General features: G+C 67.4%; 18 protein-coding genes. 6 read left to right on the top strand and 12 right to left on the bottom strand.

Going from position 1 to position 20434, the window contains the following annotated elements; translation table 11 throughout:
- The 7 genes from ACO6D6_RS11620 to argG form a co-directional block, all read right to left on the bottom strand.
- The gene (locus ACO6D6_RS11620) at positions 1-2700 is read right to left on the bottom strand and encodes an FtsK/SpoIIIE domain-containing protein (RefSeq protein WP_484785410.1); all 2700 of its coding nucleotides are present in this window, start codon (positions 2698-2700) and stop codon (positions 1-3) included.
- The gene (locus ACO6D6_RS11615) at positions 2697-3023 is read right to left on the bottom strand and encodes a hypothetical protein (RefSeq protein WP_484785409.1); all 327 of its coding nucleotides are present in this window, start codon (positions 3021-3023) and stop codon (positions 2697-2699) included. Before ACO6D6_RS11615 ends, ACO6D6_RS11620 begins: the two co-directional genes overlap by 4 nt.
- Positions 3024-3198: 175 nt before the next feature.
- Complete coding sequence (locus ACO6D6_RS11610; RefSeq protein ID WP_484785408.1) at positions 3199-3861, bottom strand: Fic/DOC family protein; 663 nt, start codon at positions 3859-3861, stop codon at positions 3199-3201.
- Complete coding sequence (locus ACO6D6_RS11605) at positions 3858-4085, bottom strand: antitoxin VbhA family protein (RefSeq protein WP_484785425.1); 228 nt, start codon at positions 4083-4085, stop codon at positions 3858-3860. The genes ACO6D6_RS11610 and ACO6D6_RS11605 overlap by 4 nt, the downstream gene beginning before the upstream one ends.
- Before the next feature lie 141 nt (positions 4086-4226).
- Positions 4227-4349 (bottom strand): hypothetical protein, encoded by a 123-nt coding sequence (locus tag ACO6D6_RS11600; RefSeq protein WP_484785407.1) that lies wholly within the window; start codon positions 4347-4349, stop codon positions 4227-4229.
- A 44-nt stretch (positions 4350-4393) separates the two neighbouring features.
- Positions 4394-5698: a TIR domain-containing protein gene (locus tag ACO6D6_RS11595; protein ID WP_484785406.1), complete on the bottom strand. Its 1305-nt coding sequence runs from the start codon at positions 5696-5698 to the stop codon at positions 4394-4396.
- Positions 5699-5701: 3 nt separating this feature from the next.
- A complete protein-coding gene (gene argG, locus ACO6D6_RS11590) occupies positions 5702-7069 on the bottom strand; it encodes an argininosuccinate synthase (protein ID WP_484785405.1) in 1368 nt (455 codons plus the stop codon).
- A 204-nt stretch (positions 7070-7273) separates the two neighbouring features.
- Between argG and ACO6D6_RS11585 the strand changes: the two genes are divergently transcribed.
- Genes ACO6D6_RS11585 through ACO6D6_RS11565 form a run of 5 tightly spaced genes read left to right on the top strand, consistent with a single transcriptional unit; the run spans position 7274 to position 12026 of the window.
- Positions 7274-8296, top strand: a complete 1023-nt coding sequence (locus tag ACO6D6_RS11585; protein ID WP_484785404.1) for a hypothetical protein — start codon at positions 7274-7276, stop codon at positions 8294-8296.
- Positions 8293-10197 carry an AAA family ATPase gene (locus ACO6D6_RS11580; RefSeq protein ID WP_484785403.1) on the top strand — a complete coding sequence of 635 codons (1905 nt, stop codon included), beginning with the start codon at positions 8293-8295 and terminating at the stop codon, positions 10195-10197. Before ACO6D6_RS11585 ends, ACO6D6_RS11580 begins: the two co-directional genes overlap by 4 nt.
- Positions 10191-10967, top strand: coding sequence for a 4Fe-4S single cluster domain-containing protein (locus ACO6D6_RS11575; protein ID WP_484785402.1), 777 nt, complete (start codon positions 10191-10193; stop codon positions 10965-10967). Before ACO6D6_RS11580 ends, ACO6D6_RS11575 begins: the two co-directional genes overlap by 7 nt.
- The gene (locus tag ACO6D6_RS11570) at positions 10930-11298 is read left to right on the top strand and encodes an FHA domain-containing protein (protein ID WP_484785401.1); all 369 of its coding nucleotides are present in this window, start codon (positions 10930-10932) and stop codon (positions 11296-11298) included. Before ACO6D6_RS11575 ends, ACO6D6_RS11570 begins: the two co-directional genes overlap by 38 nt.
- Positions 11289-12026: a PP2C family protein-serine/threonine phosphatase gene (locus ACO6D6_RS11565; RefSeq protein ID WP_484785400.1), complete on the top strand. Its 738-nt coding sequence runs from the start codon at positions 11289-11291 to the stop codon at positions 12024-12026. Before ACO6D6_RS11570 ends, ACO6D6_RS11565 begins: the two co-directional genes overlap by 10 nt.
- A gap of 11 nt (positions 12027-12037) precedes the next feature.
- On the opposite strand, the gene ACO6D6_RS11560 is transcribed toward ACO6D6_RS11565, so the two are convergent.
- The 4 genes from ACO6D6_RS11560 to ACO6D6_RS11545 form a co-directional block, all read right to left on the bottom strand.
- Positions 12038-14746 (bottom strand): serine/threonine-protein kinase, encoded by a 2709-nt coding sequence (locus ACO6D6_RS11560; protein WP_484785399.1) that lies wholly within the window; start codon positions 14744-14746, stop codon positions 12038-12040.
- A gap of 179 nt (positions 14747-14925) precedes the next feature.
- Complete coding sequence (locus ACO6D6_RS11555; RefSeq protein ID WP_484785398.1) at positions 14926-17151, bottom strand: ATP-binding protein; 2226 nt, start codon at positions 17149-17151, stop codon at positions 14926-14928.
- Between the two features lie 46 nt (positions 17152-17197).
- The gene (locus ACO6D6_RS11550; RefSeq protein WP_484785397.1) at positions 17198-17602 is read right to left on the bottom strand and encodes a DUF5663 domain-containing protein; all 405 of its coding nucleotides are present in this window, start codon (positions 17600-17602) and stop codon (positions 17198-17200) included.
- Between the two features lie 3 nt (positions 17603-17605).
- The gene (locus ACO6D6_RS11545) at positions 17606-17806 is read right to left on the bottom strand and encodes a hypothetical protein (protein WP_484785396.1); all 201 of its coding nucleotides are present in this window, start codon (positions 17804-17806) and stop codon (positions 17606-17608) included.
- 566 nt (positions 17807-18372) lie between these two features.
- On the opposite strand from ACO6D6_RS11545, the gene ACO6D6_RS11540 reads away from it, so the two are divergent.
- Positions 18373-19230 (top strand): neutral zinc metallopeptidase, encoded by an 858-nt coding sequence (locus ACO6D6_RS11540; RefSeq protein ID WP_484785395.1) that lies wholly within the window; start codon positions 18373-18375, stop codon positions 19228-19230.
- Positions 19231-19360: 130 nt separating this feature from the next.
- Here ACO6D6_RS11540 and ACO6D6_RS11535 read toward each other — a convergent pair whose 3' ends face one another.
- Positions 19361-20434, bottom strand: a complete 1074-nt coding sequence (locus tag ACO6D6_RS11535) for a hypothetical protein (RefSeq protein ID WP_484785394.1) — start codon at positions 20432-20434, stop codon at positions 19361-19363.

Raw genomic sequence — 20434 nt, 5'->3', positions numbered from 1 at the left:
TCAGCTCCTTCCGAGGTTGGTGAGCGCATCGTTGAGACCGGGGCCGGCGGTGTAGGGCAGGAACCTGATCACCGCCCCCGTGGTCGCGTCGCCGTAGCCCATCCGGGTCGGTCCGGCGATCAGGTCGTCGCTGTCGACGCGATGCCCCTGCTGGTCGCCCAGGATGGCGTGGGAGTCGGTTTCCGACAGCTGGCCGTAGAAGCGGTGGGTGAACTGGTTCATCTGCTTGTCCGGCCACACTTGGTTCCAGGCCGCCCGCGAAGTCATCGCACAGGCCACGTGGATGCCGTACGCCGGTCCCGTCTCGGTGAGACGTTTCAGCGCGGTGGTGGCCTCGGCCGGTTCCGGGCCGAAACGCCCCTCGGTGCTCTGGAACTCGCGGAGCCGCTCCAGCCCGGCGGCCGCCAGAACGACGGTGTCCTCGTCGGCCAGCGCGTCGACATCCATCGCGACCCGCGTCTCCAGCAGGGCGGTGGCCTCGGCCACCAGCTCCGCGGCCCGGGCCCCGTTCGTGGCTTGGCGGAAACCGTGGCCGTCGTCGGCGAGAAGCCGCTGCAACTGGTCGGTGAGGGCACCCCGCCACGGGTCGCCGGCGCGGGCGGGCAGCCTCGAGAGCAGCCACAGCGAGAATCCTGCGGGTTGCGTGGTGCGCGACCAGGTCGCGATGCCGGTCTGCATCACCCCGACGAGCACCTCCGGGTGTTCGCAGATCACGGCGACGTTCTGTTTCGCGGCGCGCCGGATGACGGCGTGGGCCGTGCCATGGATGGTCATGGTGCGGCCCGCGATGAAGGCGGCCGGGTTCTCGTGGCTGGGCCAGCTGGCCGCCCCGAGACCCCCCTCAGCCGCCGACCGCGTCGCCCAGGAGGTCACCGCCTCACCCCGGGGGATCCGCGCCAACCCCTTCAGGGCGGGGTTTTCCGCCGCCTCGGGGGCCTGCTGACCGTCGAGCACCAGCGGGGTCCGTCCGTCGCCCCGTGCCGCGAGTGCGTCGACGATGCGGGTCAGTTCGTCGCCGGGCAGGAAACCCACCCGGCCCGCGACGTGCGGGGCCTCACCCAGGTTGGTGTTGACCACGACATCGCCGGCTTTCTCGCAGTGTTCGAGAATCAGGCGGCGCCCCGACTGGTCGAATTCGGCGATGTTGGTGATGGTGTCCTGCGCCATCCGCAAGGAGATGCGGGTGTCGACGTTGGCGAACAGGGCCTCCCGGTTGGTCATCCCGGAGGCGTGGAAACGCTGCGAGGCCAGCACCAGGTGGATACCGACGGCCCGGCCGCGGGAGACGATGTCCCACAACACCTTCTCGATGTCGCCGCGGTGGTCCTGCAGGTAGGCCTGGTATTCGTCGATCACCACCACGAGCCGCGCGAGCCCGCCACGGGCGGCGTTGGGAAGCTGGTTGATGTTCTGGACGTTTCTGCTGGCGAACAGGCCGTTGCGCCTGACCAGCTCCGCCTGGATGTCGCGGATGACGCCCTCGGCGAGTTCCCGCGGGGTGTGGATCGCCACCGCCTGGGCGTGGGGAAGCCGCCGGTACGACTTCATCTCGGCACCGTCGCGGCCGTCGATGAGGATGAACTGCACCTCGTCGGGCGAGTAGCGGGCGGCCAGACTGGTGATGATGACGTGCAGCAGCACCGACTTGCCGGAACCCGGCGTCCCGCCGATCACCATGTGGGTGCGCGACTGGCCCTCCGGGTTTATGCCCATGACCAGGTCGATGGGGTTGTCATGGACATCGGCGCCGATCCGGGCGACGGCGGCGCCGCGGGCCTCGCCACCCCACCAGGTGGCGGGATCGGTGGGGTTGACATCGCCCCAGCCGAGATTGACGATCCTGCGTTGCGGCAGGGCCTCGGCGATCCTGGCGGTCAGGGATGCGGGCGGTGGGGCGTCGATCCCGGCCTCGAGGCAACCCCAGCACCCGGTCGCGGTGCCGTCGTCCCGCACGTCGACGACGACGGGGTGGTCAACCTTCAGGTCGGTTGAGGTGGGGGCTGCGGCGGTGAGGTCGTGGTGGATGATGAGCTGCGCGTTGTGCAGCCGCGGGATGCGGTCGAGGTATTGCACGGCCTGGTGGGAGAAACCGCGCGGGTAATCCATGGCGAAAACGACGTGACGGCGGGGATTCCCGTCACCCTGCGAGTCGGCGTGGGCGGCCTCGAAGGCAGCTTTAAGGTCGGCGACGGCGTCGATGCTGCGGGCCGCCACTCCGGGCAGCAGGGGGCGTTCGGGGAAACCATGGCCCTCCCGGAACGGGTCGATGAAGTGCAGGACGACGTCGCGGCCCATCGCCGCGGCGAACCGCACCGCCAGCCCCCGCAGGACGTCATGGGCATGCCGGGCGGCGGACTCGTCCTCGCTGGTCAGGATGACGATGCGGCCGGTGAAAACCGGGACGGTGGCGGGCAGGTCGTCGAAACCTCCCACGCTGGTCCTGCCGATCCTGAGTTCGGCGGGGAGCCGCGAGGCAGGGTGCCAGTCGTCCCAGCGGACGGAGTCCCCGTGGTCGTACTCCTCGGGGCGGCCGGCCCGGGCCAGGTCCCGGATGCGGCGGCCGAGGTCGGTGGTCACCTCCTTGGTCTCGGCAAGGTGGCTGATCAGCGCGCCGCGGGAGACGGCGTAGTGGTCGCGGATCCGGTTGGTTCCGTCCTGCAGGGCGGCTCGCAGCTGCGCCAGTCTGGCCCGGGCGTTCACAGCAGCCCCTGCCCGATCACGACCAGCAGCACGATCCCCGCCAGCAACCCCAGCAGCACCCATTTGCCGCGTCGCTGCCGGGCCTCCAGGGCGGCGTCGGCCTCCGCCGCGGGAAGCTCCACCCGGACCAGTTCCATCTCCTCCTCGATCCGGACGATGGCGGCCAGCTGCTCCTCAATGTGGTCCAGCGCCCGCCCCGGCTCCCCCCGATACTCCTTGGGGGCGAGACCCGGGAACTCCGCGTCGAGCGCGGCCAGTGGTTCCGCGAGCTCCAGCACCCGCGAGTCGTCGGGAACCCGCCCCAGCAAGTCGAAAACAGTCATGACCAACCTCCACCGGTACCTGACGGACGAAACCAGGTCCGCGGAACCCCACGAACGGGAGGTCTTCTTGGCGATCACCCGGTTGCGCAGCACTCAACCCGGCTTTCACCCCTCCGGAGGCGTTTTTCAGGATTGAGTGCTGCAAAACCGTGAAACACCACGCAGCCGAGGAGTGCTACGACCACCAGAGCGGCTTGGATCGCTCCACCGCACACTCTTGGAACACGCCGATCAGGGGGTCGGGATCTGGCTCCCCGCCCCCAATCTGTGGGGCGCTCAGCGACGATGCGTAGTTCCACAGTCCCGGATCGACGCGGGTGAAGTCGAGGTCGAACCGGGACCGCTCGGCAACGTGCTGCATGAAGACCCTGGTTGCACGGCCGTTACCATCCCGGAACGGGTGGGCATGGTTCAAGTAGGCGAAAACCAAGGCGGCTGCAGCCCCGAATCGTTCCCGGTCAAGCTCACCCCACCGGAGTTCGGTTGACGCGTACTGCGCACTACCCAAGTAGTTCTCAATCCCCCCGTCGCCGCAGTCCGCAAACCGGCTCCAGCCCTTGCAGATGTTGACGGTACGAAACTGCCCGGCCCATTCGTAGACATCCTGGAACAGATACCCGTGGATCGAGCGAAGGTGATCCGCACCACAGGTCCGCGGAACCTCCGTTTCTCCTTCGCACAATTCTCGTTCACGCAACTTAACGATGTCGTACTCGACTTGACGCAGAACCTCCGGGTCTCTGATGCCCAGCAGGTTCCGCAACGTTCCCGACTCCGCATCCGGGTCATAGGTCTCCGGATCGAAATAATCCTCCCAGTTCCAGAACCTTGGGGTCATCGCGCGGGCCGCCCGACCCGCGCCTCGGCGCGAGCGATCGCCCGGGCAATGAACTCCTCATGAGTGATCTCCCCACGTGTACGTGCCACAAGATCGGCGACACCCTCACGGGTAGGCACATCCCCCTCAAGCTGACTTGATGCACACGCAGCACGCAGTCCCTGTATCCGCTGCGGGCTCAAACCTTCGAACAGTTCGGGCCACTCGGCCACCACGTCAATCATGCGACCCATGACGTCTCCCTCCCGCCCCTCGTCGGTCAATCCTGACACGCTCGGCCTCCGGAGTGGGATCTGGCTCCCCGATCACAGGCGCAGGCGGCCCCGGGCGGGGTTCGGCCGGACGGCCCGGCCGAACCCCCTCGTTCAAGTGCACGTACCCCACTGGCAGCTGTGGCGACTCACGGGGATGTTGTGCGCGATGGCCTCGTTGCAGGCGCGGCACCTTCCGTAGGTGTTGTTGACCTTGTCCTGGCAGGCACATGCCATGATGTTCTCCTTTCCTCGGTTGACATACGGATCTGTCGGCGCGATCAGCCCAGCATCTTGCGCAGCTCCTGCAACACCGCGTGCTGGCGTCCCGAGTCCTTGTCGAGTTTCGACAGGAAAGACTTGAGCGTCTTCCTGATGACCAGTTTCTCCGTCACGTCGGTGATGAACTCCATCCGTTCCGCGAGGCTCCGGTAATACTCCTGCGCGAGCTGCCGGATCATGTAGGTGTCGTGCGGGTACTTCTCCTTGTAGGTCAGGTAGAAGGTTTCCTTCGCCACCAGAGCCGCGGCGTTGCTCGTCGAGGCCTCCTCCTGCATTCCGAAGGCCACGAAGACCCGGAACTTGTCGCGCTCCACGTAACCCCGGTAGAGGTTCACGTAGGCGCTGTCGGAGGAAATCCTGGAGCTGATCTCATCGAGGATGGCGCCCGCTTCCTTCAGGAAGGACAGGGCCGACTCCAGCAGGGCCTTGCGTTCGTCCTCGGCGAAGTCGTCGTTCAGGGAGACCAAGCGGTAGAGCAGACTCAGCCTCCGGGTCGTGAAATACCGCATCCAGAGGTCGAATTCCTCGTCCTGGTAGGAGAAGTCGAACTTGGTCTCGAAAACGGCCCGGAGCTCGGTGAACGAGTCGAAGGGCAGCGACGTGGCCAAGCCGTTCGTCTCCAAGGCGAGCCGGATGTTGGCCTTGAGCAGCAGGATCGCGAAACTGAGGATGCTGGAGGTCGGGTGGGCCTTGTTCAGCAGCGCCTCGGCGTACTCCTCCTCCATGTAGTAGTCGCACACCTCGGCGGTGTGGATCAGGTACTGGGCCAGTTCGATGTCGGAGCACTGGGGGCTGGTGTCGTGCGTGTCAAGGTAGCGTTTGATGTCCTCCCACATGTGCATGATCTTCAGCTTGTCGAGTTCGACGTGCCGGGTCGCGTCCTTCTGGAAAGCAGCGACGATCACGTCGGCGATCTCCTCCACGTCCAGTTCCGCGGTACTCACCTCCGTCGCCCAGGAACCGCCCAGGTCGCTGGGCAGGTCCTTGACGGAGGTGTCGATGAGGAAGACGTGCAGCTTGTTGGGGCTGTAGGTGCCGGTGATGTAGCCCCACTCGAACATCAGGTTGTCGTTCAACCCGAACCCGGGGCTGGCCTCCATTCCCTCCCCATTGACGAGAATGACCGCCCGCGTGCAGGACCGGATCTGCGAGAAGACCTGGGTGCCGATGAACAGTTCCGTGGGGCTGCCGCCACCCACGATCGGGTCGAATCCCAATGCCGAGATCTTCTGCCCCACCAGCGCAGCCAGGCGCTGGCTCCCGCCCCAGGCGATGAACACCTTCTCCAGTACGTCCTTGGCCACCGTTCAGCCCTCCGCCCCGACGAGGTCACCGTCGCCGGCGCCGATTTCGAGTTGCGCCACGAGCTTCTCGGCCTCCCCGCCGGTCAGCTGCCCCTGGTTGATGTAGCGTTCGAGCTTGGCGCGGGTGTCCGCGATGTCCAAGTTGCGCATCGTCAGCTGCCCGATGCGGTCGAGCGGCCCGAAGGCGGCGTCCTCGACCCGCTCCATGGACAGCCGCTCCGGCTGGTAGCTGAAACCAGGACCGGTGGTGTCGAGGATGGTGTAGTCGTCGCCGCGACGCAACCCGAGGGTCACCTCGCCGGTGACGACGGAGGCCACCCAGCGCAGCAAGGATTCACGAATCATCATGGCCTGCGGATCGAACCAGCGACCCTCGTAGAGGAGACGTCCGAGGCGGATCCCTTCGATCTGGTAGTTGGACAGCGTGTCCTCGTTGTGGATCGCGGAGAGCAGACGTTCGTAGGCGACGAAGAGCAAAGCCATGCCCGGGGCCTCGTAGATACCCCGCGACTTGGCCTCGATGATGCGGTTCTCGATCTGGTCGCTCATGCCCAGGCCATGGCGGCCGCCGATCTCGTTGGCCTTGAGCACCAGCCGCACCCGGTCCTCGAATCTCTCACCGTTGATGGAGACGGGATATCCCCGCTCGAACCCGATCGTGACGGTCTCGGGTTCGATGGCCACCTCCGGATCCCAGAACCTGACTCCCATGATCGGTTCCACCGTCTCCATGGAGACCCCGAGCTCCTCCAGGATCTTGGCCTCGTGGGTGGCTCCCCAGATGTTGGCGTCGGTGGAGTAGGCCTTCTCCGCGGAGTCGCGGTACGGAAGGCCGCGTTCGGTCAGCCACTCGCTCATCTGCTGGCGACCGCCCAGCTCGTCGACGAAGGCCTCGTCGAGCCACGGCTTGTAGATCCGCAACTCAGGGTTCGCGAGCACCCCGTAGCGATAGAAACGTTCGATGTCGTTGCCCTTGTAGGTGGAGCCGTCGCCCCACACCGAAACGTCGTCGGCGGCCATGGCCCGAACCAACATCGTACCGGCGACGGCCCGGCCGATGGGGGTGGTGTTGAAGTAGGGCCTGCCACCAGTCCTGATGTGGAAGGCACCGCACTGGAGGGCCTGCAACCCCTGCTCCACCAGCGACTCCCGGCAGTCGACCAGCCGCGACAGCTCCGCCCCGTACTGCAGGGCACGTCCCGGAACCGAGGCTATGTCGGTTTCGTCGTACTGCCCGATGTCGGCGGTGTAGGTGCACGGCATGGCACCCTTCTCACGTATCCAGGCGACCGCGACGGAGGTGTCGAGCCCCCCGGAAAACGCGAGTCCGACCCGTTCCCCCACTGGAAGCGAAGTCAGGACCTTGGACATGTTTCCTCCTCGAAAAACAGCGCACGGAGGTGTTCAAGGGGCCGTGCTCTCCCCCCTGGTCTCATAACGGCGAATGAAACCCACGGCCGGCGAAGACCTGATTTCGTCGGTCGCAACTTCTTGACGGACGAAACCCGTCCCGTGTGTTTCCCGGGTTGGTCCTGTCCGTCAGTATTTCTTGGAGCCCACGAGAAGGAGGCTGGGATGAGTTCTGGTTGGAGCGAATATGTGGTCGAATCGGCAGAGGCCAGGGAGCGGCGCCTGCTGGCTGCGGCAATTGCCCGGCGTGACGGCCTGCTGTCAGATCTGGCTGGCATCACCGGTGAGCTGCGTTCCCTGGGTCTTCCGGCCATCGCGGGGTTCGGTCCCGCCCCCGGCACGTCGGAGGAGGTCGAGGCCCAGTGCGGGGAGCTTCAACGCCTGATCTCCGAGGCCCGCTCCGGGATCGAGCAGGAACTTGCCCGGCGGCAGCAGGACGTCGCCAGACGCCAACTGGCCGAAGCGATTTCCGGGTTCACGGTCTCCCCGGAGATCGCCGCGGCCCTGGCCGAGAAGACCAGCACCGGGAATGCGGAACGGGAAACCGGACCGCGGCTCACCGAACTCGCGGACCTCGCCCGTGATGTCGTCGAACGCCAACTCGTCGCCGACCCCGCCGTCTCCGAATGTGCGGCGGAGGCGCTGGCCGCCTCCCCGGAGCGTTCCAGGATGCTGCTGCGGCTCCTCCGCGACGAGGTGGACAGCCGCAACGCCCGCCACCAAGAGGCCCTACGGGCGACCGAACAGCAGCGAACCGCCGCGCTGGAATCCGAGGCCGAAACGGCAGCCCGGCGCGCCGAGGAGGGTTTCGTCGCCGACGCCGTGCGCGCCAGCCTCCAAGCAATCGGCTACCAACCCACTTCGCTCCTGACTGAAGGGGCAGAAGACACCCTCATCGTGACCCACGCCGCGTTCCCCCAGCACGCGGTGATGGCCCGGACCCGCGCGGGCCGCATCGAACTGGATGCCCTGCGCATCGCAGGCCCAGCGGACACCGCCGCCGACACCCAGGCGGAAAAGGCTCTCTGCGACGCCCTGGCGGCGTTCCGCGCCGAGCTGGAGAAACGCGGCATCCGCCAGAACCGGGTAAGCCATCTCCCCGCAGGACTGCGGCCGCTCGCGCACCAGCAGGTCACCCGCAAAACCACTGAGCAACGTCGCACCACCGAGCAGGAGCAGCGGCGATGACCGTCCCGGCAGCACCGCGGGAAGAGCAACCCGAATCCCTCCCCACCTGGCTTCGCGAGGTAGATGTCGCCCTGCCCTCCTACCCGCACATCGTGTTGACGGGGGACACCACCGACCTCCATCTGCTGCCCCTGGGGCATCTCGAAACCCGGCAGGCACTGTGCCACGTCCTGACCACCGCAGGGTTCCCCGCGGTGGCGGCCTTCGATCCCGTGGACGGGCTGAGCCCCCTCTCCGGCGACCTGCACCCCCTGCAGGAGGCCACCGCCCGGGGTCTCAACGTCGCGGCTCCCGTACAACCGCCGAACGGGAACATCGACGCCGCAGCCGGGCAGCTCCGTGCCGTGCTGGCAGCGATGATCGCCCCGGAGCCCCCGTGCGCGCTCCTGATCTCCGGGGCAGCCCGGCTGGCACCGGGTGGAAACGTCCAGGATGGCAACCTCCACTCGGTGATGGTGATGGCCGAGGCGCACGCCTCCCGGGTGGCCCCGCAACGGTTGAACGGCCCTCACAGGGCGCTCCTGTACCCCACCGTGTTCTGGCTGCTGGACCAGCCCAACGACCTGCCCGCCTGGTTCGTCCGGCGACCCGAGGTTCGCACCATCTCGGTGCCCCACGCCACCGCCGCGCAGCTGGAGGATTTCGCCCGGCGGATCCTCACCCCGATGCCCGCCCTGCAGGAACTCACCCCGCCGCAGCGCCAGGAGGTGTTCCAACGATTCGCCGACGCCGCCGGCGGACTGAGCCTGCGATCCATCCCGCTGATCACCCGAGTGGCCCTGGACCAGGACATTCCCTTCACCCGGATCGAGGACGCGGTGCGACTGTTCCGGGTCGGCATCCCCGACAACCCGTGGCACGCCCCCGGCCTGCGGGAAAAGATCCGCTGGGCGGCGGGTGAGGTCCCGGACCCGAGTGGTGTGCGTGAGCCCCTGGAACGCCAAGTACTGGGACAGCAGGCCGCCATCCGCAAAGCCCTCGACGTCCTCATCCGATCCACCACCGGCCTGACAGGGGCGCAGGTGCGCCGCCCGGGAACCCGTCCGCAGGGGGTGTTGTTCTTCGCGGGCCCGACGGGGGTGGGCAAGACCGAACTGGCCAAGGCCCTGGCGGCGCTGGTGTTCGGCGAGGGCGACACCTTCATCCGTTTCGACATGTCCGAGTTCTCCTCGGAGGCCTCCGAGGCGCGGCTCATCGGGTCGCCGCCCGGTTACATCGGTTCCGACGCGGGCGGTGAACTCACCAACGCCATCCAGCAGCGTCCCTTCACCGTCGTCCTGTTCGACGAGATCGAGAAGGCCCATCCCCGGATCCTCGACAAGTTCCTGCAGATCCTGGAGGACGGCCGCCTGACCTCGGGCACCGGTTCCACCGTCCACTTTGGTGAAACCCTGATCATCTTCACGTCAAACCTGGGGGTGTATCGCCGGGATCCGTCGACCGACCAGATGGAGTGCCTGGTTCCGCGCGAACCACGGCTGCCCTACCGCGACTTCGAGCGCCGCATCGTGGATTCCGTCCGCCAGCACTTCACCACCCACCTGGGCAGGCCGGAGATCCTGAACCGCATCGGCGAGAACAACATCGTGGTCTTCGAGTACATCTCCGACGAGGTCAGCGACCAGCTGGTGGACAAGTTCCTCGGCAACGTCACCCGCAACGTCGCCGAACAGACCGGGGTTCGCCTGGTCGTCTCCAATGACGTGCTGACCGTCCTGAAGACGAACGCCCACCGCGGCCTGGATTTCGGGGGCCGCGGGGTTTCAACGGCGGTGGAGACCATGTTCGTCAATCCGCTGGGGCGCCACTTGATCTGCCTGCCCGCCGGGATCACCGAGTTGCGGATCACCGCCATCAACCAGGCAGACGACGGCCACTGGCAGCTGGAGACCACGTGTTGATCTCGCGCCTGGCCCACCCGGTGCGGAACCTGGGTTTCGGCACCCGCGCCGGAATCTGGACGCAGGGCTGCACGCTGAGATGCGCGGGCTGCATGTCGCGCGACACCTGGGGGTTCCGCGCGGACCGGGAACTGCCCGTCGAGGAGATCGGCGCCTGGTTGTTGGCCCTGCCCGGGGAACTCGACGGCGTGACCGTCAGCGGCGGCGAACCCACCGAGCAGCCCGAACTCCCGGGGCTTCTGGCAATGCTGCGTTGCCTCGGGAAGGCCCGCAGGGAGGACTGGGACCTGCTTGTCTTCACGGGACTCGAGGAGGATGTAGCCGCCCGGGAGCATCCTTGGCTCGGTGAGCTGGCGGACATCGTGGTGGCGGGCCCCTTCGTGCAGGAACTGGCCGGGGACCACTGGCTGCGTGGCTCCGGCAACCAGGTGCTGCTGCGACACACCCCCCTGGCCGGGGAACGCTACCCGGGTCCCCCATGCGAACGTCCCGGCCTGGATTTCGCCGTCGCCGATGGGCAGCTGTGGTTGACAGGAATCCCGCGCCCGGGGGAACTTGAAGATCTTCACGATCACCTGTCGGCCGAAGGGATCCATCTCAGGCAGACATCGTGGAAAGGAAACCGGCATGGCACAGACCTGCCCCAGCTGCGGGGCGACCTACCAGGACGACAGGGGCCTCTGCCCCAACGACCTCACCCTGATGGTCACCCACGAACCGAACCGGGTGCCGATGACAGAACCGGCACCGGAGGTCTCGGCGACTCCTGATGCCGTCCGCACCATCCCGGTACGCCAGTGCCGGATCCGGCTGGCCGGCGTCGAACAACCCGTTCCCCACGCCCCCGGGGTACTGCTCGGCAGGGCGCTGCATTCCCCGTTCGGCGCCACCCTGGAAGGGATCGGGTGGACCAACATCGGCACCCAGCACTGTGTGCTGCACTCGACCGATGCGGGAGAGGTCGAGGTGATGGACCTGGATTCCCGCAACGGAACCTTCGTCAACGAGATCCGGATCCCGCCCAACACCCCCCGGGTGCTGCGACCCGGGGATCAGCTGCGACTGGCCATGAACCGGAAGGTGGAACTGTTGTGGGACTGAAACTGAAGGTAGGCGTGGCGACGGACAAGGGGCTGGTCCGCGAACGCAACGAGGACGCGGCGGCAGTGGACGGTTGGGTCCTCCAGCACGACACCGGCGCACCCACCGAACTGGTGCTGGACGGCTCCGGGGCGCACCGGCTGGCGGTGTGTGACGGGATGGGCGGACACTTGGGTGGGGCGACGGCATCGCTGATGGCGGCGCAGGAGCTGACTCGGATCGACGGGCCGGAGGTCCCCGACCACATCAACCAGGTCTCGGCGCGTCTCGTCGCTGCCGGCCACGAAGACCCCGCCCTGTTCGGGATGGGCACCACCGCAGTGCTGCTGGAAACCTCCCCCGACGGCCGGGGTTCGGTGTTCCACGTCGGGGATTCCCGGGCCTATCTGGCCGATCCGGAACTGATCCGTCTGACCTCGGACGACCGCAGCAGCGCCCACCTGCCTCTGCTCACCCAAGCCCTGGGGGGCAACGATCCGCGGCCCCTTGATGTCCACCGCTACGGTCTGTCCCTTCACACCGGTCAACGCCTGCTGCTCTGCAGCGACGGCCTGGTGGACATGGTCTCCGACGGGGAGATCGAAACCATCCTGGCCAGGCCGGATGCGCCAGCCGCCCTGGTCGGGGCCGCGAAACGCGCCGGGGGCCAGGACAACGTGACGGTCATGGTGGTGGAGGTGCTGGACTCCCCTGTCGAACGGATCAGTCCCGACGACCTCCACCTTTGAGCCCGCGGCCCTCAGGCGTCGGATTTCTTCCTGGTGAACGCCCAGCGGATGTAGAGGGAAGCCACGTAGAGCAGCAGCGCGAGGATCGCCAGTCCGCCCGGGGAGAACACCCCGCCCGGGGAGAACCATCCGTTCGGGGAATAAGAGCCGAAGGTGTTCTCGGGACAGATGAACCCGACGGAGCAGGACACCATCTGAGCGGCCCAGAAGGCATTCTGGACCGGGTAGTACCACTGGCCGACGGCGTGCAGCACAGCGGCCAACGTCATGATCGCCGCCGGCACCCCGGTTCTGTAGCCCTTCACGCGAAGCGCGGGCCAGACCAGGATGATCATGGCCGCCACCACCAGCGCCCACCACGCGACGGTGCTGAGCCACACCTGCCAGGATCCCTTCCAGCTTGCGAAGAGAGCGGCCGCGGCAAACACGATGAGAGACGGGCAGACCACCGTGAAGACCATCATCTCGCGTTTTTCCTTGAGGCCGTCCGGAGCCGGTTCGCTGCCGCGGCGGGTGTACATGATGACGGCGACGTAGCCTGCGGTCGCGATCAGGCCGGCGACGGCGGGCCATTCACGGGGGTTGTCGCTCAGGAGCGTCAGTCCCATGGCCTGGAGCGGGGATTGGCCGCTCCAGGACGTGTACATCCACGGCGAGCCCGCGACACCCAGGATCATGAAGGCGAACTGGAGAACGCTCACCGCGCCGGGCGCGAACCCGGCGCGCCCGGCGGCGGGCGCACACCCGAGCAGCGTTACGAGCAGCACCACGAGGTAGGTCAGCCCGGAGCGCCAGAAATCCGGCGCCCCCAGGAGGTACTCCTGAAACGAATTCCCCAGTTGCAGCGTGTACCACAACTGCCACAACCCGGCGATGCCGAGGAACGGCATGACCAGCGCCTTGAGATTCGGGCCGCGACGCTGCCGTCGCCGTTGCAGCTCCGCCTCACGTTCCTCGGCCTCCCTGCGTCGCTTCTCCTCCGCCGCGGCCTCCTCCTCGCGTCGCTTTTTCTCCTCCTCAGCGGCTTTCCGGGCCTTGATCTCGGCCGCCTGCCTCTCGGCTTCCGGGAGCGAGGCGAGGAGCGCCAGGTCACGGCCGACGGTGGCCGGCTTCTCGAACAGATCGTTGAACCACGAAACCTCCCGGAGCGTGGGTTCTTTCCTAACGGCCCGTTTCACCCTGGGTCGCAGCCCGGTGACCGCTTCCTGACTGAACGTGGCCTGCCAGGAATGGACCAGGCAGATCTCCTCCGCCTGACCGGCGTAGGGGACTGCGGACGGCAAGGCGTCCGTGGTTTCCTTCAGGGTTGTCCGCCATTGGTGGTCGAGGTCGGTGAGCACCCTGTTGTTCGTGATCTCGCCGAAATGCCGGAGCACGTTGCGCTGCTGGAACTCCGCCAGGAGGACCGCTTGGCCCGCGGCCCTGGTGAGTCCGGCCTCGCTGGTCAGGTCAAGGCCACGGAACACGGCCCGCCCGTCACCGACGAGAACCGTCGCCAGCAGGGCGGCAGTCAGTTCCGCCCTCATCACCGAGGAGCCGGCGGCGATCCGTTCCACCAGGGGAGCCGCTTTCGTGCCCGCCACCCAGGCGACCAGTTCCTGCAGCCGCACCCCCTGGCCGATCTCGGCCCAGCTGTTGCTGCGTCGGATCGCCTCGCCCAGCGGCTTCTCCTCGTGGAAGATTTCACCATCGAAGGAGAATCCGACCTGTCTGCCCTTGGGGTGGTCCGTGCCGCGTTTGACCTCCGGGTCCCCGCCGGCAAGCCATTCCTTCACCTGCGCATAACCCCACCGGCGCCTGAGGGACCGGGTCAGCAGGCCTTCCGCGAGGTTGCGGATGCGTTTGTCCCCGAGGTCATCCAGGTGGTCCAGCGGAACCTCTTCGGTGGACAGGAAGTCACGCAGGCGTTCCCGGGAGCGGCAGTCCTCCGGCAAGCCGTCAAACGGGTGATACCCGGCCGCGAGCTCGGCGACGATGATCCCGAGCGCCCACCAATCACTCTCGAGCCGCGACGACGAGGCTCCTTCCGGCGGTTGGTACAGGTGAGTGCCCTGACCGAGACTGGTGATCCGGTCTCGGCCCTCCATGTCACGGGCGAGCCCGAAGTCGGTGAGCACCAAGTCGAGGGGTTCTCTGGAACGGACCAGGATGTTCTGCGGTTTCACGTCGCCGTGGTACATCGGATGCATGGATTCGATGGCTTCCGACACCTCCCGGACCACCCCGTGGAGCATCTCGGAGGACATCGGTTCGCCCCCGGCCAGAGTTTCAAGGGTTCCGAAGGAGCACAGTTCCATGACCTCGATGTGGAGCCCGTTCTCCTCGCGTCGCTCATAGAGGTCGACGGTGTGTTCGTGACGGAAATGCTGTTTGTGTTTCTCGTCGCCGATCTCGAAGGCGTAGTGCGGGACGACGTGGTAGATCTTGATGGCCACCTCCCGGTCGTGGCGCCGGTCCAAGGCGCGGTAGACGGTGGCCTCACCACCCCCACCGAGACGTTCCAGCAGCTCGTAGTCGAGGGCCATACCGGGCTGGAGCCTGTGATCGACCCTGTTTGCCGGGGCTGTCGTCCCCGGATCCAAGGTGGTTCTCGCAGGACCTCCGGGAACCGGGTCCAAGGTTGTGGAACGCGGCTCCACCCGAGCGCCGGGATCCGGGGTGGTGCGGTCCGGTGCCCCCGGCACGTCGAGGGTGGTTCTCACCGGATCCTGTTCGCTCATCCTTCGCTCCTGACTTGGTTTCTGGCTCTTCTTTCGGAAATGACGGACAGAAGCGGGCACGACCGCCCGCGGCCGGGAGGGACCCCGGGGATTTACCCGGTTTTGCAGCACTCAACCCGGTTTCAGGCCCCACGAGGGGATTTTTCGGGTTGAGTGCTGCGCAACCGCGCATCCGGGCATCAGCTGCCGCTGTTTCCCGGCCCCCTCTCCGCGTGTTCCTCCAGCCAGCGCGTCAGGAAATCCGGGGTCGCGGCCCCGTGCGACCTGTCCGGGTCCTCGAGCAGGCTGTCGGCGGCCCGCACCAGCGACTCGTAGGTGAGCTGCTCGGTGCCCACATCCCTGAGCCCGAACCGCTCCCGGGTCAGCTGCTCGACGCTCCGCCCCAGCCTCGCGTCACCCCCCGCGACCTTCCGCTGGTTGTGATCGACGACGAGTGTGAACGGGTCGGTGAAACCGTCGCCGACGTTGAGGCTAACCGCCGCGGTGAGTCGTTCCAGCCGGGTCAGCGATGCGCCGGGCCACCGGCCGAGCCGCGCCAAGGCCGCGTCGGCCTCCCGAATACCGGTGCGGAACACGACGACATTGTTCGTCGAGGCCAGCACCGCCTCCCGCAGCGACCCGGTCAGTTGCTGCAGGTTCTGGTGCGCCACGACCACGCCGACGCCGTACTTGCGGGCCTGCGTCAGGATGCGGGGCAGCAGCCCGGAGGCGAACAGGTGGGCCTCGTCGACGATCAGAAGGTGCGGCTGGTCGCGACGCCGCCGTTTCGACAGCGCCTCCCAGTGCTTGGCCAGCCACATCTCGCCCAGCAGCTGGGCCGACAGGTCGCCGAGGGTGGTGGAGGCCAGGTCGATGAGCAGCCGGGAACGGTCGTCGAGGATCTCGACCACGTCGACGGCATCCCTTCCGCTGGCAAGGACCCCACGCATCTGCGACGATCCGACCATCCTCTGGAACTTCGAGACCACCCAAGTCACCGATTCCCCGTACTCCTCGGGGCGGCGGCTGTGGAGGGAGTGAAGTTCCCGCGACACCTTGGGGTTGATCCGGCCCAGTTTCCGGGCCAGCTCCGCCAGACGCCTCTGATCGGTGGCCATGTCGGGGATCAACGCCAAGTTGGCGCGTCTCCCGATCAGGGCCCGCTGCGTGTCCAGCAGCACCCCCAGCCAGCGTTCCCAAACCGGCCCGAGGAAACCGTGGTTGCCGGGGTCGTGAAGTTCCCGGAACACCTGAATCATGGTGTCCTGCATCAACTCCGGGTTGGGACCGGCCAGCGGGTTCAGGGGCACGGGGCGCTCCTCGTCGCCGCTGCGGACAGCCAGGAAACGTCCGCCATGCTCCTCCGGGGTTTCGGCGAGGATCCGGTCCACGAGTTGACCGTGGGGGTCAAGGACGGTCAACCCCATCCCCGCCCGGCACGCCTCCTGCACCAGGGCCGCCAGCAGCGACGACTTGCCGGTGCCCGTAGCCCCGACCAGCTGGGTGTGGAGGAGCAGGTCGTCCGGACCGATGCACACGTCGCGGCACATTCCCGTGTTCGAGACGGCCCGACCGAGCCGCAGCCCCTCCCGGCAGTCCCCGTCGTCGACCGGGACCGGCCTGGGCGACGGGTAGGTGACTGCGACACCGCACACCTCCTGCGCGGGCCCGGCGGCGGGCACCACCGTCAGGCACTGCGCCGCGCCGAACGGCAACGCCCCGTGCTGGAGGGTCTCCGTCTCCCCCGCCCACACCCGGGCGGCAGCGACCAGCGGACGCACCGCCAGCCCGCTTCCGCGCCCCAGCAGGGCGGCCCGGAGCCTCGGTGCCAGCGTCCCGTCGTGCCCGACGAGCAGGCGCGCCGCCACGGGCTGTCCCTGATATGCCGCAAAGACCTGCGGGTCGGCCGCGAAGGTCGCGTGCCGCAACTCGTGGGCGGCCATCTGGGCGGCCATGTCGTTGACGGGGGCCAGGTGCAGCCGCACCTCGGCGTCCCGGCCACGCAGGGCCAGCAACACCTCCAGCCCGTCGGTGAGGAGCGCGCAGGGCCAGACCTCCTGGGGCGGTGCGGTGCCCGCGTCAGAGGCAGGGTCGAGTTCCTGCCACGGGTTGACCGAGGCCACCCGGACCGCGGGCAGCACTTCCGAGAACCGACCCCAGGACCGCTCCTGCGGGACTTCGCTGGGAACAAGTTCCGCGACGTCCTGCCACACCCACTCCGTCACGTCCTCCTCTGATGCGCCACGGGAAAGAAAGTGGATCTCGACAGTGCCGTCGCCCCCGGAACGCAGCCGCAACCCGGCGTAGCCGCCCTCGAGCCCCGCCACCAGGTGCAGCAGCCGGTCGCCCGCCCGTCGCGCCAAGGCCGCGGGTTCCGCATGTCGCAGCAGCTTCCGGACCGTCCACGACCTCTCACACTCATCCATCTCGCATCTCCTTCTCCTCGAAACCTCTTCTCCCGCGGCGACGGGGTCAGGCGGGAATGGCCCGCCGCAGCTCCTCCCGGATCTCTGCGAGGCATTCCGCCACCACCTGGGGGTAGTTGGGGCTGTTCACCTCCAGCCACTTGACCTGCGCCCACTCGCACAGAACCTCCTCCGGGGACAGATCCGGACTGGAATCCCTCAGCCTCGTGTAGACCGGGCAGTCCAGCGGCCCGATCCGGGTCCTGAACACCCAGCGCATCACCGCGCCGAAACCGTTCTCGATCAGGTCCTCGAACTCCTCCAACTGCTCGTCGGTCATTTCTTCGCCGAACCTCTGGCCGACCCGGAGCTCCAGCTCGGAGTAGACCTCCGCCAGCAGGTCCTCCTCGTCGCCGGATGAGAGGTGGTCGATGCCGAGGTCGACCAGGAAACTGCGGTCCAGGGCCTGCATGTCTCAACGCCCCTTTCCCGTTCCGCCACAGCGACCGCAGGTCACGTAGCGTTTCCCGTCGTAGTTCTTGCCGGTTCCGTTGCAGTTGGTGCAGCGCGCCCAGCCGGTGTGGCCCTTCCCTGCACACCCGTCGCAGGTCACGTACTTCTTGAGGGTCGTGGAGTAGCTCTTGCCCTTTCCTGCGCAGTAGCGACACTTTTCCATTTCTTCTCCTCGGGAGCTCGGAACTTTCCTTTCACACCCGTATAGGTAGGAGAGCTGCGGACTTCAGGGTTTTCGCCAAAGATCCGGAAACGGACGGCCCCCGCCCGGAGTCCGCCGGTGTCCGTCAGAACATGAACATGGCAGCCAGATACCGTCCAGGACGTGCCCGGCCCGGGACGCCCGACCCCTTCGATCCCGCAAGGTTCACCCGGCCAGCAGCGCTGCGGGCCCTTCCCCCGCATCCTCGCCCTTCCGGTCGTCCGCTTGCTCTGCCGTCGCCCGTCATCCTTCCCGACCGGAACGCCGGCCCACCCGCCGTCCGCTGGCCTTACGGTCGTCCGCCAGCCCTCCCGACGGAAACGCCAGCTTTCCGGTCAAACGCCAGCGCTACAGCGCAAGCACACGACCACAAGGCAGGCGAACCATCGAGGGAACCCGACCACCGACCTACCCGCCCTCGTTTCCCCGGTATCGGACGCCCCTTTACTCCCGCAGACACACCGTCGTCGTACCGGAGACGCCGACCGGCTCTGCCGACCGGTCTGTTCTGGTTGGTATTGCCGGCGGTGGTGATCACCGGGATGTGGTTCGTCACCGGGAACCTGCCCCTGGAGGTCGCGACGAACACCCCCACGGCCGCCCCAACCCCGGGCACCCCGACGACGGCCCCGACCCCGCGGCTCCCCCAGGCCGAGGTGCCACCGCCTCCCGATTGGCTTCCCCCACGCGACTGGGAGAACCTACCGACCTCCGGCGAGGCACCCGCCGTCCTGACGGCGAACCCGTTGTACGAGGCAAACTTTCCCGTCGGGAACTGCCCCGCCCCACCGCCGGGGTTCCCGACCCCCGAGAGCCACACCGCTTACGTCCGTTCCCTGGTCGACTGCCTCCAGGAGCTGTGGCATCCCTACCTGGCCGCTCTCGGCATCGAACAAGAACCCGTGGAGGTCATCGCCTACGACTCCAAGATCGACACCCCGTGCGGCTCCCACGACCCTAGGTTCCCGGCCTTCTACTGCAGCGGGAACAGCACCATCTACCTGTCGAGGAGAAGCAGCGAACACGCCTCCAAGTACCCCGCGGACGCGGCCGAAACCGCTATTCACGAACACTTCCATCACGTCCAGAACCAGTTGGGCATCCTCCAGGAGGCCTACGGGTCCTTCCGGTCCGACGACCAGTGGGAGATCAGCCGTCGCATAGAGCTCCAAGACATCTGCATGACCTCGCGTCTCCAGCTGACGGTCGGGAAGCTGGGATTCGGCCTCGAGGACTACGAACGCACCATGCGCACCTTCGGCCGGGTGGGTGAGGAGGTACACGGCTCCAACAAGTCACTGACCTACTGGGGCAACCGGGGCTTCTACATGCAGAAAATGGGGGGCTGCAACACCTGGACGGTGCCCTCGGAGATGGTGGATTGAACGATCGCCTCAACGAGACCCGCTCACCCACCCGTCGTCCGCCAGCCTTCCGGTCAAACGCCAGCGCTACAGCGCAAGCACACGACCACGAGGCAAGCGAACCAGGACAGGGCGAGGGCAAACCGCCCGGCTATCGCGACGCCAGGAGTTCCGCCAGGAAAGGGTGTTCCGGGTCGTGTTCGTCGCCGGGCACCGGGGTGAAGGAGTTGGCGAGGCGACGGCGTTCCGCCACCTGGTGCAGAAACTCCTTCGGGATGGTGGGTTCCTGTTCCTCTTCCTCGTCCAGCAGGCCGCCCGCCGCCAGGGCGAACTCCTCCCGGACGGACGGCGACGGCAAGGCTTCGCCCGCCTTGGCACGGGCCACGTCGGCGGCCTCGGGGGCGTCGCCGCAGGTGGCCAGGTAGGCTTCGGTGGCGCTGGCGACCCCCGCTCTCGCCAGCGCCCTTTCCCCCTCACCCAACTTTCGGATCTCGTCATGCAACCGGACAAGGGTGGCGCCCAGAGGGAACAACCAACAGCGGGCCGCGTCGGGACCGCCCAGCAGCCCGGCGAACTCGAAGGCCAACGCCCCGAGCTCGGCCTGCAACACATTCTCCGGGATGTCGGTGGGCCGGTGCCGCTCCAGCCAGCAGCCGAGAGCGTAGCGGCTCAACGGATGCGGCCCCACCACGAGGGGATCCCAGCCGGTGCGCGACCTGTTGGCCCGCAGGTCCTCAACGGCGCGCACTCCGGCGACGAGCTCCACCCAGTCCGGGATCCCGGGACCCGAGAACCGAACCACGGGAGCGAGCCCCAGGTCCTGCGGCAACCACGCGACGAAACCGCCCGGCAGCTCCACCGCTGCCAGCTGGTCCGCCTTCACATTCGCGAGGGGTTCGGGGGTGAGCAGGACACCGTCATCGTCACGGGTGATGGTCACAGGAGTCAGGTCGCCGGATCGTTCGGCCAGCGCCACCCCCAGCAGCTCCCGGCTGGCCGGGGCGGCCTCCCCGGCCGCCTGCGACATCCAGCCGTCGCCGGGTTCGACGCGCGCGGCCAGGGCTTTGAGATGATCAAGCAGTTCCGGGTCGCCAAGGATGCGCCGGGCGCGGGATTCGGTGAATCCGTCGTCCAGTTCGTCGAGGCCGGCGGCTCCCGCCGGGGCGGGGCGGAACAGTTTCCGGAATAACTCGATGTCGGCGTCGCGGATGTTCTCGTCGGTCAT

It is taken from the genome of Arachnia sp., from assembly GCF_057238465.1.
The sequence above is the reverse complement of the archived record's forward strand: the minus strand, read 5'-3'. Positions and strand labels throughout refer to the sequence as shown.